This window comes from Actinoalloteichus sp. AHMU CJ021, from assembly GCF_002895405.1.
Taxonomy (GTDB): Bacteria; Actinomycetota; Actinomycetes; order Mycobacteriales; family Pseudonocardiaceae; genus Actinoalloteichus_B; species Actinoalloteichus_B caeruleus.
Window position 1 is genome coordinate 2,960,433 of the sequence record NZ_CP025990.1, and the last position, 24,625, is coordinate 2,985,057.

A 24,625-nucleotide genomic window follows, 5' to 3' on the forward strand; every position below is an offset into this window, starting at 1 on the left:
AGGTCGTCGGTACCGCCGCTGCGCGCGCGTGGCGCGGCCGGAGCCTCGCGCGTTCGGGGGCTGGCTCCCCTCCCGTGGGAGCCACCAGCCCCAGGGTCACCCCTCGCGCCGGCACACGGGACCGCCGGGGTGCCCCGCCCCCTTCTCGCCGGGAGGGGGCGGGTCGGGACGCCCCTCCGCCGAGTCTCGGTGGTCCAGGCCCGGGTGCCCGGCGGAGGCTCCGCGTCGCCCCTGGCCGGGGCTCGGTTCGCGGCGCGGGGTGCGCGAGCGGGCACGATCGGGACGGCGCCGGGCCGGGGTCACCGGGGGTCACCCGAGGAACAGCGAGCCGAGTCCCCAGCCCAGCGCGGCGGCCGCCAGCCCGAGCGCCAGGTTGGCTCCCACGTTCGCCAGCGCCAGCCACCGCCGGCGGTCGTCGAACAGGGCCAGTGTGTCGTGGGCGAAGGTCGAGTAGGTGGTGAACGCCCCGCACAGGCCGGCTCCCAGGAGCGGCTCCGACCAGGTCGGCGCCCACCCCGCGCCCAGCCCGGCGGCCAGCAGCCCGAACACCAGGGAGCCGCTCACGTTCACGAGCAGTGTGCCGAGGGGGAAGGGGCCAGGATACCACCTCCGCGCGGCCCGGTCGACGAGGTAGCGCAGCGGCGCGCCGACGCCAGCCCCCACGGCGACCAGGAGCGAGGTCAGCACGCCGTACCCCCGGCGGCACTGGGAGCGAACGCGTTCGCCGGGCTCCGCCCGTCCGGGCCGCGCCGCATCACCACCGCCCCTCCCGGGTCCGCACCACCCACCGCGCGAACGCGTCCCCGCCCGCCACGGCCACCAGCGCCCCGAGGAGGGTGCCGGCGAGCACCAGCACGGCGACCGCCGGCCTGCCGGCGACCAGCAGTGCCGTCACCTCGACGCTGTGGGCGGAGAAGGTGGTGAACCCGCTGATCACCCCGGTGACGAGGAACGGCCGGAGCAGGGGGAGGCGCGGCCAGACGCGCGGGGCGAGCACGGCCACCACGCCGATCAGGAAGGACCCGAGCAGGTTGACCGACCAGGTCGCGAGGGACGGGCCGCCCGTGGGCAACGCCACGCCGACGCCGTGGCGGGCGAGCGAGCCCACCACACCGCCCAGCGCGACCACGCCCACCGTCGCGAGCTGACTCCTCCCGGCCATGACGGCTCGACGGTAGTCCCCGAGGGCGGCCTTCGGTAGCGTCCCTGGCATGAGCTCTCCTCGCCCGAATCCGCCGCAGCTGCTCTGGTACGCCCTCGGAGGACGGCTGCCGGGGCGGTACCGGGAGTGGGTGCTCGCGGACGTCACCACCCCGGGTTGGCTGTGGCGGTACGGGGCACGGGCGTTCGTCCGCCTGGCCCCGGTGGCCGCGCTGGTCGCATGGGCGCTGTGGCTCGTGAGCGGTGAGCCGCTGGTCGCGGCGATGTCGGTCTTCCTCGGCCTCATCGTCGGCGTCTACTTCTCCCTGTCCTACGCCATCGAGAAGGCGGACGCCCGTCTCGTCAGGTACGGGTACCCGCCCAACCACGCCTCGGCGGTCCGCCGGGCGGACCGGGAACGGCTGCGGCAGGAGGAGAGCGCCCGCTACGCGGCCCGATGGCGTTCCTCCCCCTGAGCAGGGGCACCGCTCGCCACCCGTTCCCCGTCCTCGCTCGCCCGGCTTCCCGCCGGCGCCGTCCCCCGCCCGGCCTCGGCCTCGGGGTCCCCCGGTGCTCTCGGGCGTCGGAGGCGTCGACGGCGCACCCGCTCGTCCCTGATCGGATCCCGGCCTCGAGGGGCCAGCGGACGCGCGGGCATGGGGCCGTGCAAGCAGGGTGCTTGCGGTAGCTAGCACGCGCGCGTACCGTCGAAAGCGCGGAGAACGTCCGCGCGAGCGAGTCCGCCGCTGATCGAGGACAGGGAGACGTGCCGATGCCACGGGTCGACAGGGTGGTCAACCGGGCTGTCGCCGACATCGGTGAGTACATCCGCACCCAGCGGAACAACGCCCAGATCTCCCTGCGGCAGCTCGCGAGGGCGGCGGGGGTGTCCAACCCCTACCTCAGCCAGATCGAGCGGGGGCTCCGACGCCCCAGCGCCGAGATCCTCTCGCAGATCGCCAAGGGGCTGCGCATCTCCGCCGAGACCCTCTACGTCCAGGCCGGGATCCTCGACCGGCCGCGAGGGGGGCCGGTGGTGGACGCCATCCACGCCGACCCGGACCTCACAGAGCAGCAGAAGCAGGCCCTGCTGGCCGTCTACGAGTCGTTCCGCGTCGGAGCCGAGCAGGCCGCCGAAGATCCCGACGACTCCGCGGTCGGCCGGTCCGTCGACCTGAGCGGAGCCGGAGCGGGAGAGGCCCCGCCCGTCTCCTCCGAGATCCGACCCCACGACAAGGAGTGATGACCATGCCCGCACTGCCCACCGCTGAGGACATCGACAAGGCGCGCGAGCAGGCGTCCGCCGTCGTGAACGAGGTGCTGTCCCAGGCCCGCACCCCGCTTCTGGCCGTGCTGGGAGCCGGCGACGTCGCGGCGAGGACGGTTCGTGACGCGCTGGAACGCGCCCGGAAGGAGCTCGCCGAGCGCGCCGAGGCCGCCAAGGACGGCATCGGCGAACTGCAGCTCGACACCGGCCAGTGGCGGGAGAAGTTCGACCCGGCCGAGCTCCGCAAACTGGTCGACGCCTACAGCGAAGCCGCCGTCCGGATCTACGGCACCCTCGCCGAACGCGGCGAGGAGACCTTGGGCAGGCTGCGCGCCCAGCCTCGGGTCCAGCAGGCGTTCGACCAGGTCGGAGCCGGCGTGGACACCGCCCAGGAACGGGTGGAGACGGTCGTCGAGGACGTCCGCGAGCTCGCGGACGACGTGCTCGGCAAGGTGAGCCGGAGCACCCGGTCCACCGGCGAGAAGGTGGCGGTGGCCACGAGGAAGGCCGCCGACGAGACCGCCCGCGCGGTGCGGGACACTGCCGAGGAAGCGGCTGACGCCGTCACCGAGGCCGGCGCGTCCGCCGCCTCGGCGACGCGGAGCACGAGCAGGAAGGCGGCCAACCGCACGCCGAGGAAGGCGCCGACCGGCGGTGCTCGGCGCGGCCAGAAGAAGGACTGAACGCGGCGACCACGTCTCCGGGGCGTGCCGTGGCCGGGGGGCCGGCGCCGGCCGGGGGGTGCGCCCCGCAGAGCCCGCGCCGGATGGCTGGCGGCCGGGCGGGGTGCGCCGTCCACTCGTGACCGAGGTCACCCGTCGGCCCCTGTCGGACGTGGACCTCGGCCGACACTCGGGGACACCCCTTCCGCTCGGCCCGTAGGCTGGGGGCATGTACCAGGGACACCCAGCTCTCGAGCCCATCGCCTGGATCCTGTTGGCCATCAAGCTCGCTGGGATTCCAGTGGGAGCGTTCGCCTTCCTGCACGCGGTGACCCAGCGGGCGGATGCCTTCGTGGCGGCGGACAAGCTGAGCAAGAACGCCTGGATGGGCATCACCGGTGGCGCGACCCTGGTGCTGCTGCTGTTCCACCCGATCGGGCTGGGCACGATGTTCTGGATCGCCGGCCTCGTGGCGGCTCTGGTGTACATCGTCGACGTTCGACCGAGGATCACCGACGTGCAACGCGGGCCGAGGTGGTAGGCGGCTAGCCTCCACCAGATGGGCACCTTCAGCATCGGAGCACTGGGTACCGAGCCCGCGACGGATCACACCGACTTGCTGGCCGAGCCGGTCGCGGCGGCCCTGGCCGCCCTTCCACCCGATGTCGCCCGCCAGTTCGGGGTCGCCGAGATCGACCCCGACGACTCCGACACCGCGAGGTTCACCGAACGGTACGAGGTTCCGCTCGACGCCTCGGCCAACTGCGTGGTCGTCTCGGGCCGGCGGTCCGGCGAGACCCGCACGGCCGGCTGCCTGGTGCTCGCCACGACCAGGGTGGACGTGAACGGGGCCGCCAGGCGGCGGCTCGACGTGCGGAAGGCGTCGTTCGCGGCGCAGCGGGACGCGGTGGAGCTGACCGGGATGGAGTACGGGGGCATCACCCCGCTCGGGCTGCCCCCGGGGTGGCCGCTGCTGGTGGACGAGGCCGTCCTCACGGCTCCGCTCGTGGTCCTGGGCAGCGGGGTTCGGCACGGCAAGCTCGTCGCGCCCGGTGCCGCCCTGCTCGCGCTCCCCGGCGCCGAATCCCTCCCGGGGCTGGGAGTTCCCCCGGTCTCCTGACCCGATCGGCGCCGACGCCGTCGTGTCCGCCCACCCGGCTCCGGGGGCCGTTGGGGTGCGCGCGGCGCTGGTCAGAACACGACGGTGCGGTTGCCGTGGGTCAGGACCCGGTCCTCCAGGTGCCACCGCAGGCCCCTGGCGAGGACGACCTTCTCGATGTCCCGGCCCTTGCGCACCATGTCCGCCACCGAGTCGCCGTGGTCCACCCGGATCACGTCCTGTTCGATGATCGGCCCCTCGTCCAGGTCGGCCGTCACGTAGTGGCAGGTCGCGCCGATGAGCTTCACGCCCCGGGTGTGCGCCTGGTGGTAGGGGCGGGCTCCGATGAAGGACGGCAGGAAGCTGTGGTGGATGTTCAGCACCCGCCCGGCCCACCGCTGGCACAGCTCGGTCGGCAGGATCTGCATGAAGCGGGCCAGCACCACGGCGTCGGGGTCGTGCTCGTCGACGATCTCGGCCACCCGGGCGAAGGCCTCCGCGCGGCGTTCAGGCTCCCGCCCGGAGGCGGGGAAGGGCACGTGGTGGAAGGGGATGCCGTGCGCCTCGGTGATCCCGGCGAGGTCGGTGTGGTTCCCGATCACCGCGCGGACGTCGACGTCGAGTTCCCCGGAGGCGACCCGGCCGAGCAGGTCGTAGAGGCAGTGCCCGGCCCGGGAGACCAGCAGGACCACGCGGCGACGGGTTCCGCTGTCGCTCACCCGCCACTCCGTGCGATCCCCCAGCTCGGCGGCGACCTCGGCGAACCGGGCGCGCAACTCCTCGAGGTCGAGGTCGAGGGAGTCGGCCCGCACCTCCTGCCGGGTGAAGAACCAGTTGGTCTCCGGGTCGGTGTGGTAGCCAGCGCCGACGATCGAGCCCCCCAGGCGGTACAGGAACCCGGAGATCGCGGCGACGATCCCGGTGCGGTCCGGGCAGCCGAGGGTGATGACGTAACGGCGGTCTGGCGTGGACATGGTTGCTGAGTCTGTCATTCCGCCTGGTCGGCTCCCGCACTGCCCGGTACCGATGACGCCCACCAGCGCGGTGCTCGACCGCAGGTCAGGCGGTGGGCGGGCCGGCGGGGACGGCGCCGGCCGCGTCCGGTGACCGGGGCGCGACGGTGGGTTCACGCCGACGAGGGACCCGCGCCGGGGGCATGGCGGGAGCCGACCCGGTGGAGCATCCACGTGAGGCCGCCGGGTCGACGTCGTGGCGCCCCCGCGCGTCCGGGGGAGGGCTCTGGGGGGGCGTGGGGTGCGGCAACCCCGTGGTCCGCTCAGCCCGGGGCGACGGCCGACCAGTCCACGGTGAGTTCCCCGGCCCGCCACCGGCGGTGGTTGTCCCGGACCGGCCACCCCCTGGCCGTGAGGAGGCGCACGGCCTCCGCCCACCGCGCGCGGGGCCCGAACGGGCGCAAGGGCGCCGCGGTGGCCCAGCACGAGTCCAGTTCCGCCAGCAGCGCGTGGACCCGTTCCCCGGGCACGTTGCGGTGGATGAGCGCCTTGGGCAGGCGTTCGGCCAGGTCGGACGGTGTGTCGATGTGCGCGGGCGAGCAGGCCATGGTGAAGCTCAGGGGACCGTTCCGGGAGAGGGTGACCCAGCAGCACCGCCGGCCGATCTCGTCACAGGTCCCCTCCACGAGGAGACCGCCCGGCGCCAGACCGGACGTGATGGTGGTCCACGCCGCCAGTGCCTCGGGTTCCGCGTACTGGCGGAGCACGTTGAACGCCCGCACCAGCACCGGGCGCTGACCGGCGAGTTCGAAACCACCGCGGGTGAAGCGGAGCCGGGGTGGGTCGGCCAGGCGGACGGCGTTGCCGACCCGCTCCCCATCGATCTCCAGGCCCAGCACGCGCACGTCGCTCCGCACATCGGTGAGGCGCGCGGCGAGCTCGACGGTGGTCACCGGTGAGCTCCCGTAGCCGAGGTCGACCACGAGCGGATCGGCGGCCGACCGCAACACCTGGGACACCCACGGCGTGCCGCGCACCCAGCGGTCCACCCGCCGCAACCGGTTCGGCCCGGTGGTGCCCCTGGTCGGCATGCCCAGCGCGCGGGCGCGGCCGGCCGCCAGTCGGGGCGCTCGCTTGGCCATCCGATGTCCTCCCACACCTCTCCACCGTCGCCCGGGTCCGCCGTCCAGCGCGGTGGGAGGTGGTCGATCTCCGGGGCGCGCCCGCTCGTTCCGTGACGGGATCAGCCGCTGCGCCGGCGGGCGACGTACTCCAGCGTGAAGCGGGACTCCGCGTCGAGCAGCGCGGTCACCTGCTCGGACACCGCCTTCTCCACCATCCCGCCGACGAGTGGGAGCCGGACCGTGACCTGGCCGGCACCCCGGAGTTCCGCGCCCCCGCCCACCGGGCGGATCGACGTGGTGGCGTCGATGGTGGCGGGGGTGTCGGTGACCCTGGCCGCCATCGTTCCCACGTAGCCCGCGCCCTCGCGCCGCCACGTCTCGGTGCGTTCGACCGAGATCCCGTTCGGGGCGATCGAACGCATCGCGGCCGGCAGCCCGCCGGAGGAGATGCCGTGTCGGAAGACCGCGCGGGACCCGTTGTCGTCGCTGGTCAACGCGACCAGTTCCGCCGAGGAACCGCCGAGCTCGGCCAGTCTGTCCCGCAGGTACGTCTCGTCGACCAGCACCGCGTGGAGCTCGTCGGGGGAGAGGGAGTCGGCGTGGAGGGTGAACTGGATGGGGCGTGCCATGGCAGCACAGATTACCGTTGGCGTCCGTGACTACTCGTTCGTCCGGCGAGGCCGTCGGCGTCGCCGTTCCCCTCGCCGAGCACACCACCCTCCACCTGGGCGGGCCCGCGGCCCGCCTCGTGGAGGCGACCACGGCGGAGGACCTCGTCGAAGCGCTGCGGCGCGCCGACACCGGCGGTGACGACGTCCTCGTCCTCGGTGGTGGATCCAACCTGGTCGTCGGCGACGAGGGGTTCGCCGGGACCGTGGTGCGGGTGGCGACGACGGGGAGACGAGCGGACCGCGTCGCGGACGGCACCGTCCAGCTCACGGTCGAGGCGGGTGAGGACTGGGACGCGGTCGTGGCCGCCGCCGTCGCCGACGGGCTCTCGGGCGTGGAGTGCCTGTCCGGCATCCCGGGCCGGGTGGGCGCGGTCCCCGTGCAGAACGTGGGCGCCTACGGCGTGGAGGTCGCGGAGCTGCTCGACTCGGTGGACGTCTACGACCGCCTCGACGGGTGCGTCCGCACCGTGCCCGCAGCCGATCTGGGGCTGGCCTACCGGACGAGCCGGCTCAAGGGCAGCGCCACGTCGGTCGTCCTCCGCGCGCGCTTCGCACTGGCGGACAGCGGCTCCTCCGTGCCCATCCGGTACCCCGAACTGGCCAGGGCGCTCGGGGTCGAACTGGGCGACCGGGTGCCGCTCGCCGCCGCGCGGGAGGCGGTGCTCGCGCTGCGTGCCGGCAAGGGCATGGTGCTGGACCCGGCGGACCACGACACCTGGAGCGCCGGATCGTTCTTCACCAACCCGTTGGTGCCCGACGAGGCCGTTCCCGAGGTCCTCGCCCGGATCGCCGAGCGGCTCGGCGGGGAGGCACCGGTGCCGAGGTACCCGGGAGGGCCGGGGCGCACCAAGTTCTCCGCGGCCTGGCTCATCGAGCGAGCGGGCTTCCGGCGCGGCCACCAGGGCCCCGGCGGCCGGGTGGCGTTGTCGAGCAAGCACACGTTGGCCCTCACCAACCGGGGGACGGGGAGCACCGCGGACCTGCTGGCGCTGGCCTCGGAGGTTCGTGACGGTGTCCGAGCGGCGTTCGGTGTCGTGCTGGAGCCGGAACCCGTGTTGGTGAACTGCGCGCTCTGAGACCGGCGGGCGGTGGGGGTGAGACGGGCCCCGGCCCCCGCCGGACCGCTCACCGGAACTGGTTACCAGTGGTGGCCGGTTGGGGCCGTTCGCGGCCCCGCCTGGTCGGTTCAGGACCGCCGGTGGGCTCGGGTGGCGGAGTGCTGGTCCCGGGGTTTCAGCACGATCTGGTCGATGTTGACGTGCGACGGCCTGGTGACGGCGAAGACGATGGCCTCCGCCACGTCCTGCGCGGTGAGCGGTGTGAGGCCCTGGTAGACGGCGTCGGCCCGAGCGGCGTCACCCTCGAACCTCACCAGGGAGAACTCCGTCTCCACCATGCCCGGGCAGATCTCGGTGAACCTCACCGGATCTCCCAGGTGTTCCCCGCGCAGCGTCCGGTGCAGCACGGCCTGCGCGTGTTTCGCGGAGGTGTAGCCGGAGCCGTTGTCGTAGGCCTCCAGGGCCGCGATCGAGGTGACGGTCACCACGTGCCCGTCACCGGAGTCGATCAGCCTGGGCAGGAGCGACCTGGTCATCCGGAGGGTGCCGAGGACGTTCGTCTCCCACATCCACCGCCAGTTGTCCTCGTCCGACTCGGCGACGCGCTCCAGCCCGCGTGCCCCGCCGGCGTTGTTCACCAGCACCCGGCACGTCGGGACCTCGGCGAGGAAGGCGTCGACGGATTCGGCGTCGGTGACGTCGAGCCGGTGGGCGGAGCCGCCGATCTCGGCGGCCAGCTCGGCGCACCGGTCGAGGCGGCGGGCGCCCAGGACGACGTGGAACCCGGCTTCCGCCAGGCCGCGCGCGGTGGCCTCGCCGATGCCGGCGCTGGCTCCCGTCACGACCGCGACCGGCTTTCCGGCGGCCGGGGACGTGGTCGGTGGGGTGTGGTGCTGGGGCTGCTGGTCGTGGGTCATGACGCCGATCGTGCCTGACCCGCCGGTGGTCTGTCAGCGGCGGGCGAGCGGGGAGCCCCGGCCCTCGCGAGGCCGGGGCCGCTGTTCTCAGTCCAGCAGGTTGAGGTCGCCGAGGATCATGTCGAGGTCGACGGCGTTCGCCAGTTCGACGGCGCCGGCGCTGTTCGGGTGGATGCCGTCGTGGACATCCCACTCCGGGAGGATCCGGCTCGGGTGGTCGGGGTCGCGGACGGCGGCGTCGAAGTCGACGACCCCGTCGAACTTGTCGGAGGCGCGGATGCGCCGGTTGATCTCCTGCCGGTTCTCCTCCAGGTGCGGTTCCCAACTGAACCAGCCCTCGAACGGCGTGATCGTCGCCATGTAGAAGAGCATCCCGCGCTCGTGCGTGCGGTCGGCGAACTCCTCGAAGGTCGCCATCAGCAGGTCGAGGTCGGTGGTCTGCGGGGGGTGTTGCATGTCGTTGATGCCCGCGGCGAAGAGGACGGCGTCGGCCCCGGGGAGGTCGAGCACGTCGCGGTCGTACCGTTCCAGCACCCGCTGGCCTCCGTAACCCGAGGAGGTCAGCATCCTGTTGCCCGACATGCCCGCGTTGGCCACCGAGAGCCGGCGCGGCCCGTACTCGTCCACGATCCGGCGGGACAGCACGTCGGACCAGCGGTCCGAGCCCTTCGAGAAGTCGACGCCGACACCGTCGGTCATCGACCCGCCGATGGTCACCAGGGTTCCCGTGGCCGTCTCGGGCACCACCGTGATGGCGCCGACGAGCGGACGGGTGCTCATCGTCTTCTCCTCGACCTGGAAGGGGCGGCCGTTGACGTTCTCGGTGTGGTCACCGGTCGCGATGCGGCTGTGCTCCCCGGCGAACGAGTGGGTGGTGACCCGGCCGGTGGGCCCCGGGAAGTAGAAGGACACCGCGACGTCCGCCCCGTCGGGGATCTCCATCCGAGCCAGGTCGGTGTACACGCTCTCCCCCGGCGCGAGGGTGAAGGAGGTTTCCCGCTCCACCCGGAGCTCGGTCAGGCTGGACGGGTTGATGCCGCCCTCACGGTCGGTGGCCAGCGCGATGGTCACCCGGCCGACGTGCAGCTCGTCGGGGCTGAAGGTGTTGTCGAGCCGCACACGGACCGCCGAACCACCGGAGCTGACGCGCATCCGGGTGCGGACGGTGTTGTCGGTGAACCCCTCGAACTCCCGTTCCCTTTCCTGGGCTGCCTTGGGTGAGGCGGTGAAGGTCGTGATCTCCCGCTCTTCCGCGAGCTCCGCACCGGCGGGTAGTGCCCGTTCCAGCGTCGTCTCCGGGACCATCGCGCATCCGGCCACCAACAGGCTCATGCCCGTGACCGCCGCGAACCACCGTCGGCGCACCATCATCTCCGTCCTCATGCCGCTGACTGCTCGCCGACTCACGGACGACGTGGACGCCGGGGATCTGGGAGACCGGACAGCAGAACGGCTCCGGATTCGCCTCGGGCGCCACGCGACCGGCTCGGCGAGTTTCTGCGGAGAAGAATAGACAACCCCGAGATCAACACGGGTCGCCACGGTGCCGGAACGGTCGGCGACCACGTCCTGGCCGGGGGTTCAGCGGGGGAGGAGCGCCTCCACCGGCACCGACTCGCCGACGAGGGTGTACCCGCGCTGGTTCAGGTGCAGGCCGTCCCCGAGGTCGAGATCCGGCCGGACGAGTTCCGGGTCGTCCGGGTCCCGGAGCAACGTGTCGAGGTCGAAGACGGCGTCGTACTCGTCGGCGTGGGTCCGGATGAGGGCGTTCACCCGGGTCCTCGTGGTCTCCAGTTCGGGCTTCCAGGTCTCCCAGCTCCCGAAGGGGGGGATGGTGGCCACGACGACCCGCAGGCCCGCGTCCCGGCTCCGCCGGGCGAGGTCGTCGATGGCGGCGAAGAGCGTCCGCGCGTCCGTCTCGTGCGGTGTCTGCTGGATGTCGTTGGTGCCCACGGCGAGGATGACGGCCGCCGCGCCGGGCAGCGACAACACGTCGGTGTCGTAGCGGTCGAGGAGGCGCGGGCCGCCGCCGACCGATCCGAGGAGGATGCGGTTGCCGGACAGGCCGGAGTTCGCGACCGCCAGCCGACGTCCCGGTGGTAGGGAGAGCAGGCGGTCCGCGAGGACGTCGGGCCAGCGACCGGATTCGGGGAAGTCGACTCCGAGGCCGTCGGTCAGCGAACCGCCGACGGCCACCACCGTGCCGCTGGCCTCGGAGCCCAACACCAGGACCGCGTCCACCACCGCCCGGTGCTCCACCGGGCGGAACCTGTCCGAGGTGGGGTTCTCGGTGTGGTCTCCCCTGGCGAGCAGGGTGGGTTCCCCGCTGATCGGGTGGTTGCCCAGCGGACCGGTCGGACCGGGCAGGAAGAGGCTGACGTGGAGCCGAGCGCGGTCGGGCACGTCCAGGCCGGCGGGGTCGGTGTAGCGGTGGTGGCCGGGCGGGACGGTGAAGTCCGACCGCCCGTCGAGCAGCAGCGGCCGGACCGTCCCCGGGAGCGAGGACCCGTCGAATCCGTCGGCCAGGGCGACCGAGGCCGCCCCGATCCGCAGCGGACGGTCGCCGTAGGTGTTGTCCAGGCGGACCCGGACCCCGGAACCACCGGCGCTGATCCGGACCATCGTGCGCAAGGTCACGTTGGCGAAGCCCAGTTCCTCCCGTTGGTTCGGTTGGGCCGGCATCTGCGGTGCGGCCCAGGTGGTCACCCCGGTGGTGGGTACCGGCTCGGCCGTTCCCGGGGACAGCGGGGTCGGGGGCACCACGGGTTCGGCCGACACGAGGAGGCCCAGGCAGCACACGACGATCAGCAGGAGTCGGACCACGGCGCGACCCCCCTCGGTGCTCCCTCGCCGTCAACGCGCGCCGACCGGGCGTGCGCTGGCGTTGCCCCGACGGCGTGGCCAGGGTAGACACCGGTCGTCCTCACCCAGGTGAGCGACTGATCACGGCCCCGCGAGGGGCTGGAAGCTCTACCGCCTCGTTTGTGTTGCATTCCCATGACAGGCAGCGAGCATCGGGGCGCGGGCAGGCCCGGAAAGGTTGACTACACGTGGCTAAGCGTGGGTTCGTGTGCGCGACAACCGCGCAGGTTCGACTCGCTGGTAGCAGCGGATCCTCCGATCGAGGAGGGTCTCCTCGTGAGTGACTCGTTACGAGTGATAACTGGTGGCGAGGGGAGATCGGCGACTTCCGCCGGCAGTGGTTCCCCCCGCCGGGTGGCGCTGTTGTCGCTGCACACGTCGCCGTTGGAACAACCGGGCACCGGGGACGCGGGCGGGATGAACGTCTACGTGCTCCAGACGGCCCGTCGTCTCGCCCGGCGCGGGGTCGAGGTGGAGGTCTTCACCCGGGCCACGTCCTCCGAGCACCCACCGCTGGTGCGGGTGGAGCCGGGGCTGCTGGTCCGCAACATCATCGCCGGGCCATTCGAGGGCCTGGGCAAGAACGACCTCCCCGCCCAGCTGTGCGCGTTCGCCGCCGGGGTGCTGCGGGTCGAGGCCAGGCACGAGCCCGGCTACTACGACCTGGTCCACTCCCACTACTGGCTGTCGGGCCAGGTGGGGTGGCTCGCCCGGGAGCGGATGGGGGCGCCGCTGGTCCACACGGCGCACACCCTCGCGCGGGTGAAGAACGCCGCGCTCGCCGAGGGGGAACCCGCCGAGCCCCGGGTCCGGGTGATCGGGGAGCAGCAGGTCGTCGACGAGGCGGACCGCCTGGTGGCGAACACGAGCGTGGAGGCCGAGCAGCTGGTGCGGCTCTACGGTGCCGACCCCGCCGCCGTGGTGACCGTCGAGCCCGGGGTCGACCTCGACTGCTTCACCCCCGGGGAGCGGTCGGAGGCGCGACGGACCCTCAGAGCGGCCGGCGTGGTGCTCCCGCCGGACCCGGTCGTCCTGACCTTCGTCGGGCGGATCCAGCCGCTGAAGGCGCCGGACGTCCTCCTGAGGGCGGCGGCGCGCCTGCTCGCCGAGGAGCCACGCCTGCGGGGCCGGCTGGCCGTGCTCGTCGTCGGCGGTCCCTCCGGCTCCGGGCTCCAGGAACCGGAGGCCCTCCAGAAGCTCGCGGGGGAGCTGGGGATCACCGACGTGGTGACCTTCCTGCCGCCCCGGTCCGGTGCCGAGCTCGCGGACGTCTACCGCGCCTCCGACGTCGTGGCCGTCCCCAGCCACAACGAGTCGTTCGGCCTGGTGGCGCTGGAGGCCCAGGCCTGCGGGACGCCGGTGGTCGCCGCGGACGTGGGCGGCCTGTCGGTCGCCGTGGTGGACGGGTCCACGGGACTGCTGGTGCCCAGCCACGCACCGGAGGACTGGGCGGCGGCCCTGCGCGCCGTGGCGCTACCCGCGACCGGCTCACCGGACGAGGTCCCGGAGTCGGTGCGTTCCCGGGCGGCCGGGGTTCGGCCGGAGAACGCGGTGCGGCACGCCAACGACTTCTCCTGGGACCGCACCACCGACGGGCTGCTGCGCGCCTACCGGCAGGCTGCCCTGGCCTTCGGCCGGGGCGTGCGCGACGCTGGTGGGGGCAGGAACCGGCACGGACGGCGAGGGGGCGAGGCGTGAGCTCGGACGCGGACGGGAGCTCTCCCGAGGAGGCGGTGCGGACGGTGGAGCGCACGCTGCGCGACCGCGACCTGGACTTCGACCACGCCTCCCCGGGTCGCTTCCTCGTGCGGCTGCCGGGGGAACGGAAGCAACGGACGAGTTGCTGGCTCGTGGTCGGGCGCCACGGGCTGCTCGTCGAGGCGTTCGTGTGCCGCCGCCCCGATGAGAACCAGGCCGGGGTCCACCACTTCCTGCTCCGGCGCAACGCCAGGCTGTACGGGGTGCACTACACGGTCGACGAGGACGGTGACATCCACCTGGTGGGGAGGTTGGGGGCGCACGCCGTGACCGAGGACGAGCTGGACCGGGTGCTGGGCCAGGTGCTGGAGGCGGCCGACGGCGACTTCAACAAGCTCCTGGAGCTGGGCTTCGCCGGGGCGATCCGCCGGGAGTGGGCCTGGCGGAGGTCTCGTGGTGAATCCCTGGCCAACCTCGCCGCCTTCGAGCACCTCGCCCGGGACCAACGCTGACGCCCTCGACGGACCGGCGCGACCGCCAGGTGCGCCGGCCGGGGGAGTGGCAGGGCGGGGCGGCTTGGGAGAGAGGGGGAGTCACGAACTCAAGCCGCCCCGCCGTGAGGTCCCGCCACTGCGGGTTCCCCTGGCGGGGGGCACCCGGGAACCCGGACGGGCCGCGGCCTGACGGGGGAGGCAGACCACGGTGCACCCTCTCAAGATCGGGGAGTGCGTGGGAGCCGATCGAAGAGAGTGTTGCCAACTTGGCAGAATCGACGACCTGGGCACAAGCCCATCGCGCTACTCCATTCGAGTGTATCTGCGACGTGATCGTAACGTCGCGGAGTCAAAGCCTCGTAACGTAACCGCCCGGGTCGCCCCATCTCACACCGCTGGGCCAGGTCAGTGAGCGTTTCTTCCTTCCGGTGACTGTAAGTGTTGGTGGGCGTGGGTGTGGGCCGGTGCCCCGCGAGCGCCGTCACCCCAACGCCACCGCCTTGCCGCTCCGGCAACCCGCGCGGCCCCACCGGGGTGGACCGGACCGGAGCGGTGGGAGCGCGGCCAGGAGACGACGTCGTCCGCCGTCCCTCGACCGGACCTGGCAGGCTGGGCGCATGACCAAGGCAGTAGGCACCCTGGTGCTCCTCCGCCACGGAGAGAGCACGTGGAACGCGGAGAACCTGTTCACGGGATGGGTCGACGTCCCCCTGTCGGAGAAGGGGCAGGCGGAGGCCCGGCGCGGCGGCGAACTGCTGGCCGAGGCTGGCCTGCTCCCCGACGTGCTCCACACCTCCCTCCTGCGCAGGGCGATCTCCACCGCCAACATCGCGCTCGACGTGGCGGACCGGCACTGGATCCCGGTGCGCCGCGACTGGCGGCTCAACGAGCGCCACTACGGCGCCCTCCAGGGGAAGAACAAGAAGCAGACGTTGGAGGCCTACGGCGAGGAGCGGTTCATGCTCTGGCGCCGTTCCTACGACACCCCGCCTCCCGAGATCGAGCCGGGAGCGGAGTACGGGCAGGACGGCGACCCGAGGTACGCCGAGCTCGGGGACGAGCTGCCCCGCACGGAGTGCCTCAAGGACGTCGTGGCCAGGCTGCTGCCCTACTGGGAGAGCAGCATCGTCCCCGACCTGCGCGCCGGCCGGACGGTGCTGGTCGCGGCCCACGGGAACTCGCTGCGCGCCCTCGTCAAACACCTCGACGGCGTGTCCGACGAGGTCATCGCCAAGCTGAACATCCCCACCGGGATCCCCCTGCGCTACGACCTGGACGAGCAGCTCATGCCGGTCGTCCCCGGCGGGACCTACCTCGACCCCGACGCGGCGGCCGAGGCGATCGACGCTGTCGCCAACCAGGGGCGTTGACCAGCGGGTGAACACCGGGTGACAGGATGCGCAACCCCGCCGCCCAGGGTGTAGTTACTGTCACGTCCTGGGCGGCAGGGCTGGGCTAACCGGGTGGTTTCGTGCTTACGATTCGGAACGTGACCGGGATGGGTTACCTCGCCCTGTCGATCAGCCTCGTGCTCGTCGGCGGGCTCCTCGGTTTTGTCGCCGGACGGCTCTCGGAGCGCCGGCCACGCCGAGGACACGGCGGCGTCACCGTCGCGGAGCTCCTCCGCAGGCTGGTGAACTCCTCGCACAGCGGGGTGGCCGTCCTGAACCGCTTCGGCGATGTCCTCTTCCACAACCAGCGGGCCGTGGAGCTGGGGGTCGTCACCGCCAACGTCATCGACCCCAGAGCCGGCCAGGCGGCCGACCTGGCACTGGCGGAGAACCGGGTCGTCGCGGTCGACCTCCCGCCGACCGGGGCCGTCCGCAAGCGCCGGCCCGAGGCGGTCGCCGCCGAGGTGCGTCCCCTCGGGGAGGGGTTCACGGTCGTCGACGCGGCGGACGAGTCCGAGGCCGTGCGGCTGGAGGCCACCCGCCGTGACTTCGTCGCCAACGTGAGCCACGAGCTGAAGACCCCCGTCGGCGCGCTGGCCCTGCTCGCCGAGGCGATGCTGGACGCAGCCGACGAGCCGGACGAGGTCCGTCGCTTCAGCGAGAAGATCCGCCACGAGGCCACCAGGCTCGGGGCGCTGACCAGCGAACTCATCGTGCTCTCCCGTCTCCAGGGCGCGGAGCCGCTTCCCGACCCCGACCCGGTGTCAGTCGACGCGGTCGTCGACGAGGCGCTCGGTCGGTGCCGGCTGACGGCCGAGGCGGCGGGCATCACCGTGACCACCGACCCGAGGAGCGGGCTGGTGTGCGCGGGCGACCGAGTGCTGCTCACCACCGCGCTGTCCAACCTGCTGACCAACGCGATCGCCTACTCCCCGGAGGGCAGCGCCGTGTCGGTGTCCCGCCGCCTCCGGGACGGGATGGTGGAGGTCGCGGTCACCGACCGGGGGCTGGGCATCGCCCCTGAACACCAGGAACGGGTCTTCGAACGGTTCTTCCGGGTCGACCCGGCCAGGTCGAGGGCCACCGGCGGGACGGGCCTCGGGCTGGCCATCGTCAAGCACGTCGCCAACAACCACGGCGGCTCGGTGCGCCTCTGGAGCCTGCCGGGCACCGGGTCCACCTTCACGCTCAGCCTGCCGGCCCTCGACGCGGAGGAACCGCGTGCGGGAACGGAGCGGCCACTCGCCGCCGCGTCCGCCGGTGGACCGGGCACCACGATCTCCTCGCAACCCAGGAATCCGGGAGGAAAGCCATGACGAGGGTGCTCATCGTCGAGGACGAGGAGTCCTTCGCCGATCCGTTGGCGTTCATGCTGCGCCGGGAGGGCTTCACTCCTGCGGTGGCCACCGACGGTCAACAGGCGCTGGCCGAGTTCGACCGCAACGGCGCCGACATCGTGCTGCTCGACCTGATGCTGCCCGGAATGAGCGGGACGGACGTCTGCCGGCAGCTGCGCGCCAGATCATCGGTGCCGGTCATCATGGTGACGGCGAGGGACAGTGAGATCGACAAGGTCGTGGGACTCGAACTCGGGGCCGACGACTACGTCACCAAGCCGTATTCCGCCCGGGAGCTGATCGCGCGGATCCGGGCCGTCCTCCGCCGAGGCGGTGAGTCCGAGGAGACCGCGCCCCAGGTGTTGGCCGCCGGGCCGGTGCGGATGGATGTCGAACGTCACGTGGTGACGGTGGGTGGCGGCGACGTCACGCTGCCGTTGAAGGAGTTCGACCTGCTGGAGTACCTGTTGCGGAACTCCGGTCGGGTCCTCACCCGCGCCCAGCTCATCGACCGGGTCTGGGGGGCGGACTACGTCGGGGACACCAAGACGCTGGACGTGCACGTCAAACGCCTGCGGTCCAAGATCGAGCCCGACCCGGGGAACCCGAGGCACCTGGTGACCGTGCGCGGGCTCGGCTACAAGTTCGAGGCCTGACCCCTCGCCGACGCGGCCAGCGGGACGTGGTGCCCCGGAACGAGGTAACGTAGCGTGTCACGTCCCGCGGGGTTCGACCACCGTCGAGCGCTCGCGGCAGGTGGGGACGCGGCCCTGTCACGATCCGACGTCGTCGTGGCTCCCGAGGGAGCCGGTCGCCGGGGTGCCAGCGGCCACGGCCGGCGCCGGTGCCGGGGCACCGTTCACGAACGCCGAGGGCGGGGGCCCGGCGGGAGTGCGGAGAACCACCGCTGGTCCGGGAGGACTCGGCTGCCGGCCCCTCTCCGGAGAGCGGCGAGGGGTGACGCGGGCCACGACCCGTGCTCGGTCACTCGTCCGGCCCCTGCCTGTTTGCTGCCAGTATGGAGCGAGGGCATCGCACCTGCTCTGTCGGATAGATGGTTCAAACAGGAGAGAACGAGCTGCTGTGACTGTTCCAGCGCCCCGGCGAACCGAGCGAGTGACGGAACCAGTCACTGGACGAACGACGCCTTACTGGGCACGGTGGAAGCGATGAGTCGGGATAACCGGTCGGAGAGCGAGGGCCAGCGCAGCGTCGCGGAGCTGCTGGCCGCCTACGGCGGCAAGGGGGGCGGCGGCCGCCGCCGTCGCCGCAGAGCCGAGGACCCCACCGACACCGCTCCGCAGGCCATCATCGACCGGGTCCTGTCCGAGAGCGGGAACCTCCGCCGGGTCGAGGAAGCCGACGAGGCCCCCGGACCCGAGGGACAGCAGTACCAGCCGCCGCCCAGGCCGGCTCCCGTCGGCCAGGACCGACCGACGCCCTCACCGCACCCCGAGCCACCGCACCACCCGGCCGAGCCGGACTACCCGCGAAACGACTACCCGCAGGGTGACTACCCGGAGGACGACTACCCGACCGCGAGCGACTACCCGCGGGGCGACTACCCGGTGGACCGGGGGCAACGTGGCCAGGTCGATGGGCCAGGTCCGCAACCCGAGGCCGGTGCCCGCCCGGCGTTCCCCGCTGCCGGTCAGCTCCCAGCCGACCAGACCGTGCTCTACCCCGTCGACCCCGACATGACCGCCCAGTACCCGCCACTCACCGGGGAGGCACCGGCCGTGGCGTCCGACGTCGGGGGGCGGCTGGACGCACCCCCCGACGACCCGCACACGGAGCAGTTCCCCCGGGTCGCCGGCGACAACTTCGGCGGCTCCATCCTCGACGACCCCGCGGGCACCTTAGACGCCGGCTCCGACGCGGAACGCACCGTCGTGGGGACCGGCTGGTTCGAGACCGGTGAGGTCGCCGCCTACCGGGAGGACGGTCCGGACCCCTCGGCGGGGCCCGCCGAGACGCGGCAGCAGGCGCCGGTGGCACCCGGGGTGGACGTCGACCCGGACGCGGGGGAGCGCCCGGCGGACCGGCGCGACGACGCGGACGACCACGACTACGAGCCCGGCGACTACGGGGCCGATGACTACGGGTCCGGCGACTACGAGCCCGATGACTACGGGGCAGACGACTACGACGAGGACTACGACGAGGACGACTCGGCCGAGGAGGGCGTCGAGGAACCGGCGGAGAAGCCGGTGTCCCCCGTCAAGGAGTGGCTGCTCATGATCGGGCAGCTGGTGGTCGGAGTGGTGGGAGGAGCCGGGCTGTGGCTCGTCTTCCAGTGGCTCTGGCTGAACATCCCCGCCGTCGCCCTGGTGGTGGCGCTCCTCGTCATCACCGGCATGGTCTTCCTCGTGCGGAAGATCCGTCGCAGCGACGACCTCCAGACCACCCTGTTCACCGTGCTCGTCGGACTCATCGTGACGGTGTCGCCGGCCGCCCTGCTCCTGTTGGGAACGTGATCCCGGTGGGAGATGGCGTCAGGATTCCCGTGGGCCTGTCCACCGCCTCCGTCTGGCCGGAGCCGGCTGAGGGAGCCTTCCGGCTCGCCGCCGAGCTCGGTTACGACGGGGTCGAGGTGATGGTGTGGGCCGACCCGGTCAGCCAGGACCCGGAGGCCGTCCGGCGGCTGGCTGGCCAGTACCGAGTTCCCGTGCTGGCCGTGCACGCCCCGTGCCTGTTGATCACGCAGCGGGTGTGGTCCTCCGACCCGGTCGAGCGACTCCGCCAAGCGGTGCGCGCGGCCCAGACGCTGGACGCCGCGACGGTCGTGGTGCACCCCCCGTTCCGCTGGCAGCGGCGCTACGCGGACATGTTCGCCGACCTCGTCGCCGAACTGGAGGACGACACCGGCATCACCGTCGCCGTGGAGAACATGTTCCCGGTGCGGCCGTTGGGCAACCGGCAGCTCGGCACCCGGCCACCTGGCTCTGGCCCCTTGTCGTCCCGGCTGATGAACTCGCAGCTCATGGGCGCCTACCTCAAGGGCGAACAGCTGATCGGAAGTCAGCTGCGGGACTCCTGGCCCCCGAGGGTGTCCGCCTTCCACCCCTCGCCGGACCCCACCGAGGCCGGCTACCGCAGCTACACCCTCGACCTGTCCCACGCGGCCGTCGCCCACGCCGATGCCATGCTGCTGGCAGCCCGGATGGGAAGCGGCCTGCGTCACGTGCACCTCGGGGATGGCACGGGTGCGCCCCGCGACGAGCACCTGCTCCCGGGGCGGGGGAACCAGCCCTGCGCCGAACTGCTCCGCAGCCTCCGGCCGTCCGGCTTCGACGGGTCCGTGGTGCTCGAGGTGAACACCCGGAAGGCCCGAGCACCGGGGGAACGGGCGGCGGAGCTCACCGAGGCACTGCTGTTCGCCAGGAAGCACCTCGGTCCGGAGTGACCGGGCCCGGGGCGGAGTGAGCCGGCCTCGGGGCGGTGGTGCTCGCACTCGCCTCGCCCGTGGTCGCGGGGAGGTCCACCCGGGCGGAGTCTCGCGCGAGGCAGCTGACGGTGTTTCCATCGAAGCATGCCGTCGAGGGCCCGGGTTCTCCTGACGAGCGCCGCGCTGGCCGCGGCGAGGAACGACGCCGTGCGCGGCCGGTCCGTCGTGACCCGCCGGCGCACCCGGCAGAACGCGGGGAAGGACGCGGTCGGGGCGGTGCTGGCGGCCCGTCGCCTCGTCGCCAGGTTCGGTCGAGTCCGCCTCGACCACCTCGTGGAGGGCGCCACCGACCGAGGCGCGGCGGTCCGGGCCACCCAGGAGTTGCTGGACCTGCTTGGCGAGATCGACCTCTCCGGACTGGCCCCGTTCGTCGACGTCGGGCTCCGGCCCTCGGGCTGCGGGCTCGCGCTGGACGTCGGCCTGGCGGAGGAGAACCTCGACCGGATCTGCGGGCTCGCCCACCGCGTCGGGTGCACCGTCACCCTGGACACCGAGGACCACTCCTCGGTGGACCAGGTCCTGGCCGTCGCCGGCTCGCTGCGCGACCGGTGGCGCGGCCTCGGGGTGGTGCTGCACGCGAACCTCCACCGGACCGTCGAGGACTGCGTGGCGCACTCGCGCGCCGGTTCCCGGGTCGTGCTGAGCCCGGCGTCCCACCCCGAGTCGGCGTCGGTCGCGGTGTTCGACCCCCACGAGGTGGACCTCCAGTACGTGCGCTGCGCCCGCGTCCTCCTCGCCGGTGCCTGCCGACCAGTGTTCGCCGCCCGACGTCCCCGGCTGCTCGGCGCCGTGGTCGGCGCGGCCAGGTGGCACCGACGGGATGTGCGCTCGTTCGAGTGCCAGGTGCCCCCCTGGATGCCGCCGTCGGACCGCCGCCGGCTGGCCGGAGCGGGGGTGGCGCTGCGGGCGGTGGTGAGGTTCGGGGCGGACGCCGGGCCGCCGGTGGTGCCTCGGCCTGGGCACTGAACTCGAGCGTGGTGCTCCGCCTGCGGGCCGGCGCGGTGGTGCGAGTGGTGGACGGGGACGTCGGTGGGTGTGCCCTGACGGTCGGTCACTGGGGCGGGCGTTGGAGCACGTGGCCGGTGGTGGCGGCGGTACGGTGGGCGGCGTGACGAGGTCGGCGGTGGGAGTCGCGGCGGTCGAGGGCGAGGTCGCGAGTCCAACGGGGACCGACCGCGCCGGGAAGGGGCAGCCATCGCGGGCCGGAGCCCGGCGCCAACGGTGGCGCCGAACCGCACAAGGTCAAGAAACGGTAACGGTCCTCCATTGGTGCAGGTCGCGAAGGGAAAGCCCCGCGCAAGCGGGGGTGAGCCGCAGCCCCGGACGAGACCCTTCGCGGAGGACCCGAAAGCCCCGCGCAAGCGGGGGTGAGCCGGATGCCCTCGACATCGGTCGGCGTCTCCCCTTGAAAGCCCCGCGCAAGCGGGGGTGAGCCGTGCGTGATGGCGGAGATCGCCTGGCCCACTATGAAAGCCCCGCGCAAGCGGGGGTGAGCCGTCGGACACGGCGTAGGCGACGCCGCAGCTCACGAAAGCCCCGCGCAAGCGGGGGTGAGCCGGCCGTGTACCAGGGGCAGGAGTACACCGCGAGGAAAGCCCCGCGCAAGCGGGGGTGAGCCGCCCGACCGCACCCGTCACACGTGTGACGCCGTGAAAGCCCCGCGCAAGTGGGGGTGAGCGGCCGCCACCTGCCGGCCGCATCCGCACCCCCCGGAAAGCCTTGCGCAAGTGGGTGAGCCGCGCCTCGCGACCGGGTACCCGGTCACCCCTCGGCGGCGGGCAGGGGCGTGTCCGGAGTGATGTTCCGGTCCCGGCACGGGGTGCTGGTGGTGTGGTCCGCCTGGCTCCCGCTGGCTGGGCGGCACGGAACAGCCCCCGGCTCCGCGCGGAGCCGGGGGCTGGGGTGGTTGTCAGTGCAGGCGGTCGGCCTTGACGGCGTCGACCAATGCCGCGAACGCGGCCCGGTGCACGAGGAGTGTTCCGCCGTCCCGGTTCTTGGTGTCGCGGATGCCGACGACCTCGCTCGCTCCCGTACCGATCTCGACGCAGTTGGACGACGAGACGGATCGTCGAGGTTTGCGCCACCGTGTCACAGCTCGCCCTCCAGTGCGCGCAGCCGCGTCCGCGACTCCTCCTCCGACAGGGCCACGCCGAGCAGGTGGTCTCTCGTCGCGACCACGGGCGCGACGTCCCGTTCGCTGTACAGCCAGGTGGATGACCGGTAGTGCTCCAGGTGCACGACCGCCGGCGCGTCATCGAACTCGATGATCTCGAACCCGGCGACCAGGCCCCGGTAGAAGCCCCGCTCGGCGGGGATGACGCGGACCGACACGGCGGGCAGCCGTGACCACTCGCGCAGGGCCGCCAGTTGGCCGCGACGGACGTCGACCCCGCCGGGCGGCGTGGTCCTCCGAAGCGCCAGCTCGTCGATGATCGCCAGGTAACCCACGTCGCCGCCGAGGACGTGAGCCCGCCGACGTTCCCTCATCGCGAGTGCCTGGTCCATGTCGATCGCCGGCGTCTCCCCGTGCGCCAGCAGCGCCGCCGCGTACTCGCGCGTCTGGAGCGGGCCGGGGACGAGGACCGGGTGGACCTCCGTGATGGAGCTGGCGTCGCGTTCGTAGCGCTCCAGATCGGTCAACGATTCGGCGATCTCGTCCGATCCGACCGGCGACCACTGCTGGACGGTGACCGTGTCGACCAGTTTCCCCAACTCGGCGCGGAGCGCACCGGGCGGGTCGTAGAGCTCGATCATCCGGTCGACGGCGCTGCCGTCCGGTGTCCGTGAACCGCGTTCAGATCGGGATATCAGCGACTGGCTGACTCCCAGCTGTCGGGCTGCCTGCTGCTGGCTCAGGCCCGCTGCGGTGCGGGCTTGTGCCAGGGCGCGGCCCAAGGCCAGGACTGCCGGTGAGCGCGCCATACTGCCTTCCTTTCATGCTTACGGGTTATTCGCTGACTGTCGATTCGCACTAGTCGACTGAGTCGCGACTGGTTATGACGGAATGAAAAGTCGCGCTTACGGATTGAGGTTAGCGCACGAGCGGATCGCTTCTTGTCGGTGTGATCGTCGTTGTACCGGCTGTCCTCCTGGTCGTCGTCGCGGTCCTGGTCGGATACCACGTGGACCGTTCTGAGCAGCACCGCGACCCTGACCCGAAGGTGGTGGTCTCCGCCTCGTCCGCTCGTCGGGTTCCCGCTCGTTCGATCCCTGTGGCGGTGTTGCTCGCGACGTGTGCCCAGGACAGGCCGGACGCGCTCCCCGCCCCGACGCGGCGCGCCCGGCCGGGGACAGCGGCCCCCGACGCTGTCCCCTCCCAACGGCCGGCCCCACCTCCCCTTGAGGGCCGGTCCGGTGTGGCGGCGGGAGGGCAGCCCGCCGCCACACCACCCCCACCGTCGCCCCCCGCCCCGCGCGACCCGTGCGGGAGGCGACGGCAGGGGACGGTGTTCCCCGGCGCCGTCCCCGAACACCCGGCCCGCACAACCGATGCGCCCCGGCGCGGGCCGGCGGGGGTGGTGGCGTTCGACGCTTCCGCCACCACCCCCACCCTCCCCGCTTTCGCCGGTGTGCTGCCGCTGTGGACGGAGCCGGGGCGGTGACCGCCCCGGCCCGACGGACCAGCCGCCAGTGTTCGGCCACCGTCCCCGCCGTCGACCCGACCGGCCGGCTCACCACACTCGCCCTCACCCTCACCGTCGAGCGCTCCGCCGTCGCCCTCGCCGGCAGCGGAACCAGGTTCCTGGTGCTGCCCTCGGGCGTGCGGCAGGTGGCCGCCGCCCTACGAACCCGGCGACGCCTGGCGGTTTCCGCGCACATCGGACCCACGACCCGAACGCTGTCCGTCGCGCCCACGGCCATGCCGGGTGCCCTGGCCTCGGGGGCGAGGCTGACGCTGCGGTCGGCCTCCCAGGTCGCCGCGTACTGGCCGTTGATGCTGGGCCCTGGCCCGGCGCGGTCCCTGGCCCGCCTGCTGGACCAGGCCGCCGACCAGTGCCAGCCGAGGCGGTGACCGTGATCCCCACCGCCACGATCACCGACTCGGTCACCCAGGCCGTCACCCTGCTGATCCCCCGGGTGGACGCACGGCCCGCCTCCCGCATCCGCCGCTACGCCCTGCCCCACCGAGCCCGTCGAGTGCGGCCCTTCCTGGGTTGGGGTGCTCGATGAGCGCCACGTGGCCGAGCTAGGTGAGAAGCGCACTGGTTCCTCAGCCGTGATCACGCTCGTGACCGAGGCAGGCGATGTGCCTTCGTCCGAGATATGCCATCACAGCGGGGTGAGCGGTGGCAGGGAACCAGGGTCCCCCTTTCCTTAATAGCTCGAAAGTGGGAATCGCCTTCGGCTCGCGAGCTATTACATTTTGTAGTCAAGTGCCAGTTGATCAGGAGGTATGTGATGCAGGCAAAGAGCACGGAACCCGTGGCCAGCCGGTCGTGTCCTGCGAACAGTGACTACGAGCGGCCGACTGTCGTCGCGACGTTCCCGAAGCGCGACCTCGCGA

At 72.7% G+C, this 24,625-nt stretch carries 26 protein-coding genes and 1 CRISPR repeat array; of the genes, 16 read left to right on the top strand and 10 right to left on the bottom strand.

Annotation, left to right across the window (positions count from 1 at the left end):
* Positions 1-309: 309 nt before the first annotated feature.
* Positions 310-687 carry a fluoride efflux transporter CrcB gene (gene crcB / locus C1701_RS12595; protein ID WP_337662254.1) on the bottom strand — a complete coding sequence of 126 codons (378 nt, stop codon included), beginning with the start codon at positions 685-687 and terminating at the stop codon, positions 310-312.
* 67 nt (positions 688-754) lie between these two features.
* Entirely contained in the window at positions 755-1,213 is a 459-nt protein-coding gene (locus tag C1701_RS12600) for a fluoride efflux transporter FluC (RefSeq protein WP_051314152.1), read from the bottom strand.
* Here C1701_RS12600 and C1701_RS12605 point away from each other — a divergent pair.
* The 5 genes from C1701_RS12605 (at position 1,212) to C1701_RS12625 (ending at position 4,189) form a co-directional block, all read left to right on the top strand.
* Positions 1,212-1,616: a DUF5313 family protein gene (locus C1701_RS12605; RefSeq protein ID WP_026419615.1), complete on the top strand. Its 405-nt coding sequence runs from the start codon at positions 1,212-1,214 to the stop codon at positions 1,614-1,616. The genes C1701_RS12600 and C1701_RS12605 overlap by 2 nt on opposite strands.
* Positions 1,617-1,912: 296 nt before the next feature.
* Positions 1,913-2,383, top strand: a complete 471-nt coding sequence (locus tag C1701_RS12610) for a helix-turn-helix domain-containing protein (protein ID WP_103057040.1) — start codon at positions 1,913-1,915, stop codon at positions 2,381-2,383.
* Positions 2,383-3,090 (top strand): hypothetical protein, encoded by a 708-nt coding sequence (locus C1701_RS12615; RefSeq protein WP_051314151.1) that lies wholly within the window; start codon positions 2,383-2,385, stop codon positions 3,088-3,090. Before C1701_RS12610 ends, C1701_RS12615 begins: the two co-directional genes overlap by 1 nt.
* A gap of 208 nt (positions 3,091-3,298) precedes the next feature.
* Positions 3,299-3,610 carry a DUF2516 family protein gene (locus tag C1701_RS12620; protein WP_026419613.1) on the top strand — a complete coding sequence of 104 codons (312 nt, stop codon included), beginning with the start codon at positions 3,299-3,301 and terminating at the stop codon, positions 3,608-3,610.
* Positions 3,611-3,628: 18 nt separating this feature from the next.
* Entirely contained in the window at positions 3,629-4,189 is a 561-nt protein-coding gene (locus tag C1701_RS12625) for a YbaK/EbsC family protein (protein WP_103055958.1), read from the top strand.
* A 71-nt stretch (positions 4,190-4,260) separates the two neighbouring features.
* Here the strand turns inward: C1701_RS12625 and purU are convergent, their stop codons facing one another.
* The 3 genes from purU to C1701_RS12640 form a co-directional block, all read right to left on the bottom strand.
* Positions 4,261-5,142 carry a formyltetrahydrofolate deformylase gene (gene purU / locus C1701_RS12630; protein WP_026419611.1) on the bottom strand — a complete coding sequence of 294 codons (882 nt, stop codon included), beginning with the start codon at positions 5,140-5,142 and terminating at the stop codon, positions 4,261-4,263.
* Positions 5,143-5,444: 302 nt separating this feature from the next.
* Positions 5,445-6,263 (bottom strand): hypothetical protein, encoded by an 819-nt coding sequence (locus C1701_RS12635; RefSeq protein ID WP_030104543.1) that lies wholly within the window; start codon positions 6,261-6,263, stop codon positions 5,445-5,447.
* A 101-nt stretch (positions 6,264-6,364) separates the two neighbouring features.
* On the bottom strand, positions 6,365-6,874 hold the full coding sequence (locus tag C1701_RS12640) for a DUF2505 domain-containing protein (protein ID WP_051314150.1): 510 nt from the start codon (positions 6,872-6,874) through the stop codon (positions 6,365-6,367).
* 17 nt (positions 6,875-6,891) lie between these two features.
* Here C1701_RS12640 and C1701_RS12645 point away from each other — a divergent pair, with 17 nt between their 5' ends.
* Positions 6,892-7,992, top strand: a complete 1,101-nt coding sequence (locus tag C1701_RS12645; protein ID WP_051314149.1) for a UDP-N-acetylmuramate dehydrogenase — start codon at positions 6,892-6,894, stop codon at positions 7,990-7,992.
* Between the two features lie 110 nt (positions 7,993-8,102).
* Here C1701_RS12645 and C1701_RS12650 read toward each other — a convergent pair whose 3' ends face one another.
* The 3 genes from C1701_RS12650 to C1701_RS12665 all read right to left on the bottom strand — a co-directional run bounded on the left by C1701_RS12650 (position 8,103) and on the right by C1701_RS12665 (position 11,714).
* Positions 8,103-8,891 carry an SDR family NAD(P)-dependent oxidoreductase gene (locus tag C1701_RS12650; protein ID WP_051314148.1) on the bottom strand — a complete coding sequence of 263 codons (789 nt, stop codon included), beginning with the start codon at positions 8,889-8,891 and terminating at the stop codon, positions 8,103-8,105.
* Between the two features lie 87 nt (positions 8,892-8,978).
* Positions 8,979-10,274, bottom strand: a complete 1,296-nt coding sequence (locus C1701_RS12655) for a GDSL-type esterase/lipase family protein (RefSeq protein ID WP_081715557.1) — start codon at positions 10,272-10,274, stop codon at positions 8,979-8,981.
* A gap of 198 nt (positions 10,275-10,472) precedes the next feature.
* The gene (locus C1701_RS12665) at positions 10,473-11,714 is read right to left on the bottom strand and encodes a GDSL-type esterase/lipase family protein (RefSeq protein ID WP_051314146.1); all 1,242 of its coding nucleotides are present in this window, start codon (positions 11,712-11,714) and stop codon (positions 10,473-10,475) included.
* A gap of 402 nt (positions 11,715-12,116) precedes the next feature.
* On the opposite strand from C1701_RS12665, the gene mshA reads away from it, so the two are divergent.
* The 8 genes from mshA (at position 12,117) to C1701_RS12705 (ending at position 21,087) form a co-directional block, all read left to right on the top strand.
* The gene (mshA, locus tag C1701_RS12670; RefSeq protein WP_245588866.1) at positions 12,117-13,451 is read left to right on the top strand and encodes a D-inositol-3-phosphate glycosyltransferase; all 1,335 of its coding nucleotides are present in this window, start codon (positions 12,117-12,119) and stop codon (positions 13,449-13,451) included.
* Entirely contained in the window at positions 13,448-13,963 is a 516-nt protein-coding gene (locus C1701_RS12675; RefSeq protein WP_030104538.1) for a YbjN domain-containing protein, read from the top strand. Before mshA ends, C1701_RS12675 begins: the two co-directional genes overlap by 4 nt.
* Positions 13,964-14,562: 599 nt before the next feature.
* On the top strand, positions 14,563-15,315 hold the full coding sequence (locus C1701_RS12680; protein WP_026419606.1) for a phosphoglyceromutase: 753 nt from the start codon (positions 14,563-14,565) through the stop codon (positions 15,313-15,315).
* Positions 15,316-15,443: 128 nt separating this feature from the next.
* Positions 15,444-16,652, top strand: a complete 1,209-nt coding sequence (locus C1701_RS12685; RefSeq protein WP_081715555.1) for a sensor histidine kinase — start codon at positions 15,444-15,446, stop codon at positions 16,650-16,652.
* The gene (locus C1701_RS12690) at positions 16,649-17,329 is read left to right on the top strand and encodes a response regulator transcription factor (RefSeq protein WP_026419605.1); all 681 of its coding nucleotides are present in this window, start codon (positions 16,649-16,651) and stop codon (positions 17,327-17,329) included. The genes C1701_RS12685 and C1701_RS12690 overlap by 4 nt, the downstream gene beginning before the upstream one ends.
* Positions 17,330-17,842: 513 nt before the next feature.
* Entirely contained in the window at positions 17,843-19,150 is a 1,308-nt protein-coding gene (locus C1701_RS12695; RefSeq protein WP_103055962.1) for a hypothetical protein, read from the top strand.
* A gap of 5 nt (positions 19,151-19,155) precedes the next feature.
* Entirely contained in the window at positions 19,156-20,079 is a 924-nt protein-coding gene (locus tag C1701_RS12700; RefSeq protein ID WP_030104535.1) for a sugar phosphate isomerase/epimerase family protein, read from the top strand.
* Between the two features lie 126 nt (positions 20,080-20,205).
* Positions 20,206-21,087, top strand: a complete 882-nt coding sequence (locus C1701_RS12705; protein ID WP_051314143.1) for a hypothetical protein — start codon at positions 20,206-20,208, stop codon at positions 21,085-21,087.
* Between the two features lie 319 nt (positions 21,088-21,406).
* Positions 21,407-21,801: direct repeats of the CRISPR family, unit length 29 nt; unit sequence GAAAGCCCCGCGCAAGCGGGGGTGAGCCG.
* 229 nt (positions 21,802-22,030) lie between these two features.
* On the opposite strand, the gene C1701_RS12710 is transcribed toward C1701_RS12705, so the two are convergent.
* Both C1701_RS12710 and C1701_RS12715 read right to left on the bottom strand, forming a co-directional pair.
* Complete coding sequence (locus tag C1701_RS12710; protein WP_103055963.1) at positions 22,031-22,213, bottom strand: DUF397 domain-containing protein; 183 nt, start codon at positions 22,211-22,213, stop codon at positions 22,031-22,033.
* On the bottom strand, positions 22,210-23,043 hold the full coding sequence (locus C1701_RS12715) for a helix-turn-helix domain-containing protein (RefSeq protein ID WP_081893384.1): 834 nt from the start codon (positions 23,041-23,043) through the stop codon (positions 22,210-22,212). Before C1701_RS12715 ends, C1701_RS12710 begins: the two co-directional genes overlap by 4 nt.
* A gap of 676 nt (positions 23,044-23,719) precedes the next feature.
* On the opposite strand from C1701_RS12715, the gene C1701_RS12720 reads away from it, so the two are divergent.
* Both C1701_RS12720 and C1701_RS27360 read left to right on the top strand, forming a co-directional pair.
* Complete coding sequence (locus tag C1701_RS12720; RefSeq protein ID WP_337662255.1) at positions 23,720-24,133, top strand: hypothetical protein; 414 nt, start codon at positions 23,720-23,722, stop codon at positions 24,131-24,133.
* Between the two features lie 2 nt (positions 24,134-24,135).
* Positions 24,136-24,291, top strand: coding sequence for a hypothetical protein (locus C1701_RS27360; RefSeq protein ID WP_337662256.1), 156 nt, complete (start codon positions 24,136-24,138; stop codon positions 24,289-24,291).
* The last annotated feature ends 334 nt before the right edge of the window (positions 24,292-24,625 follow it).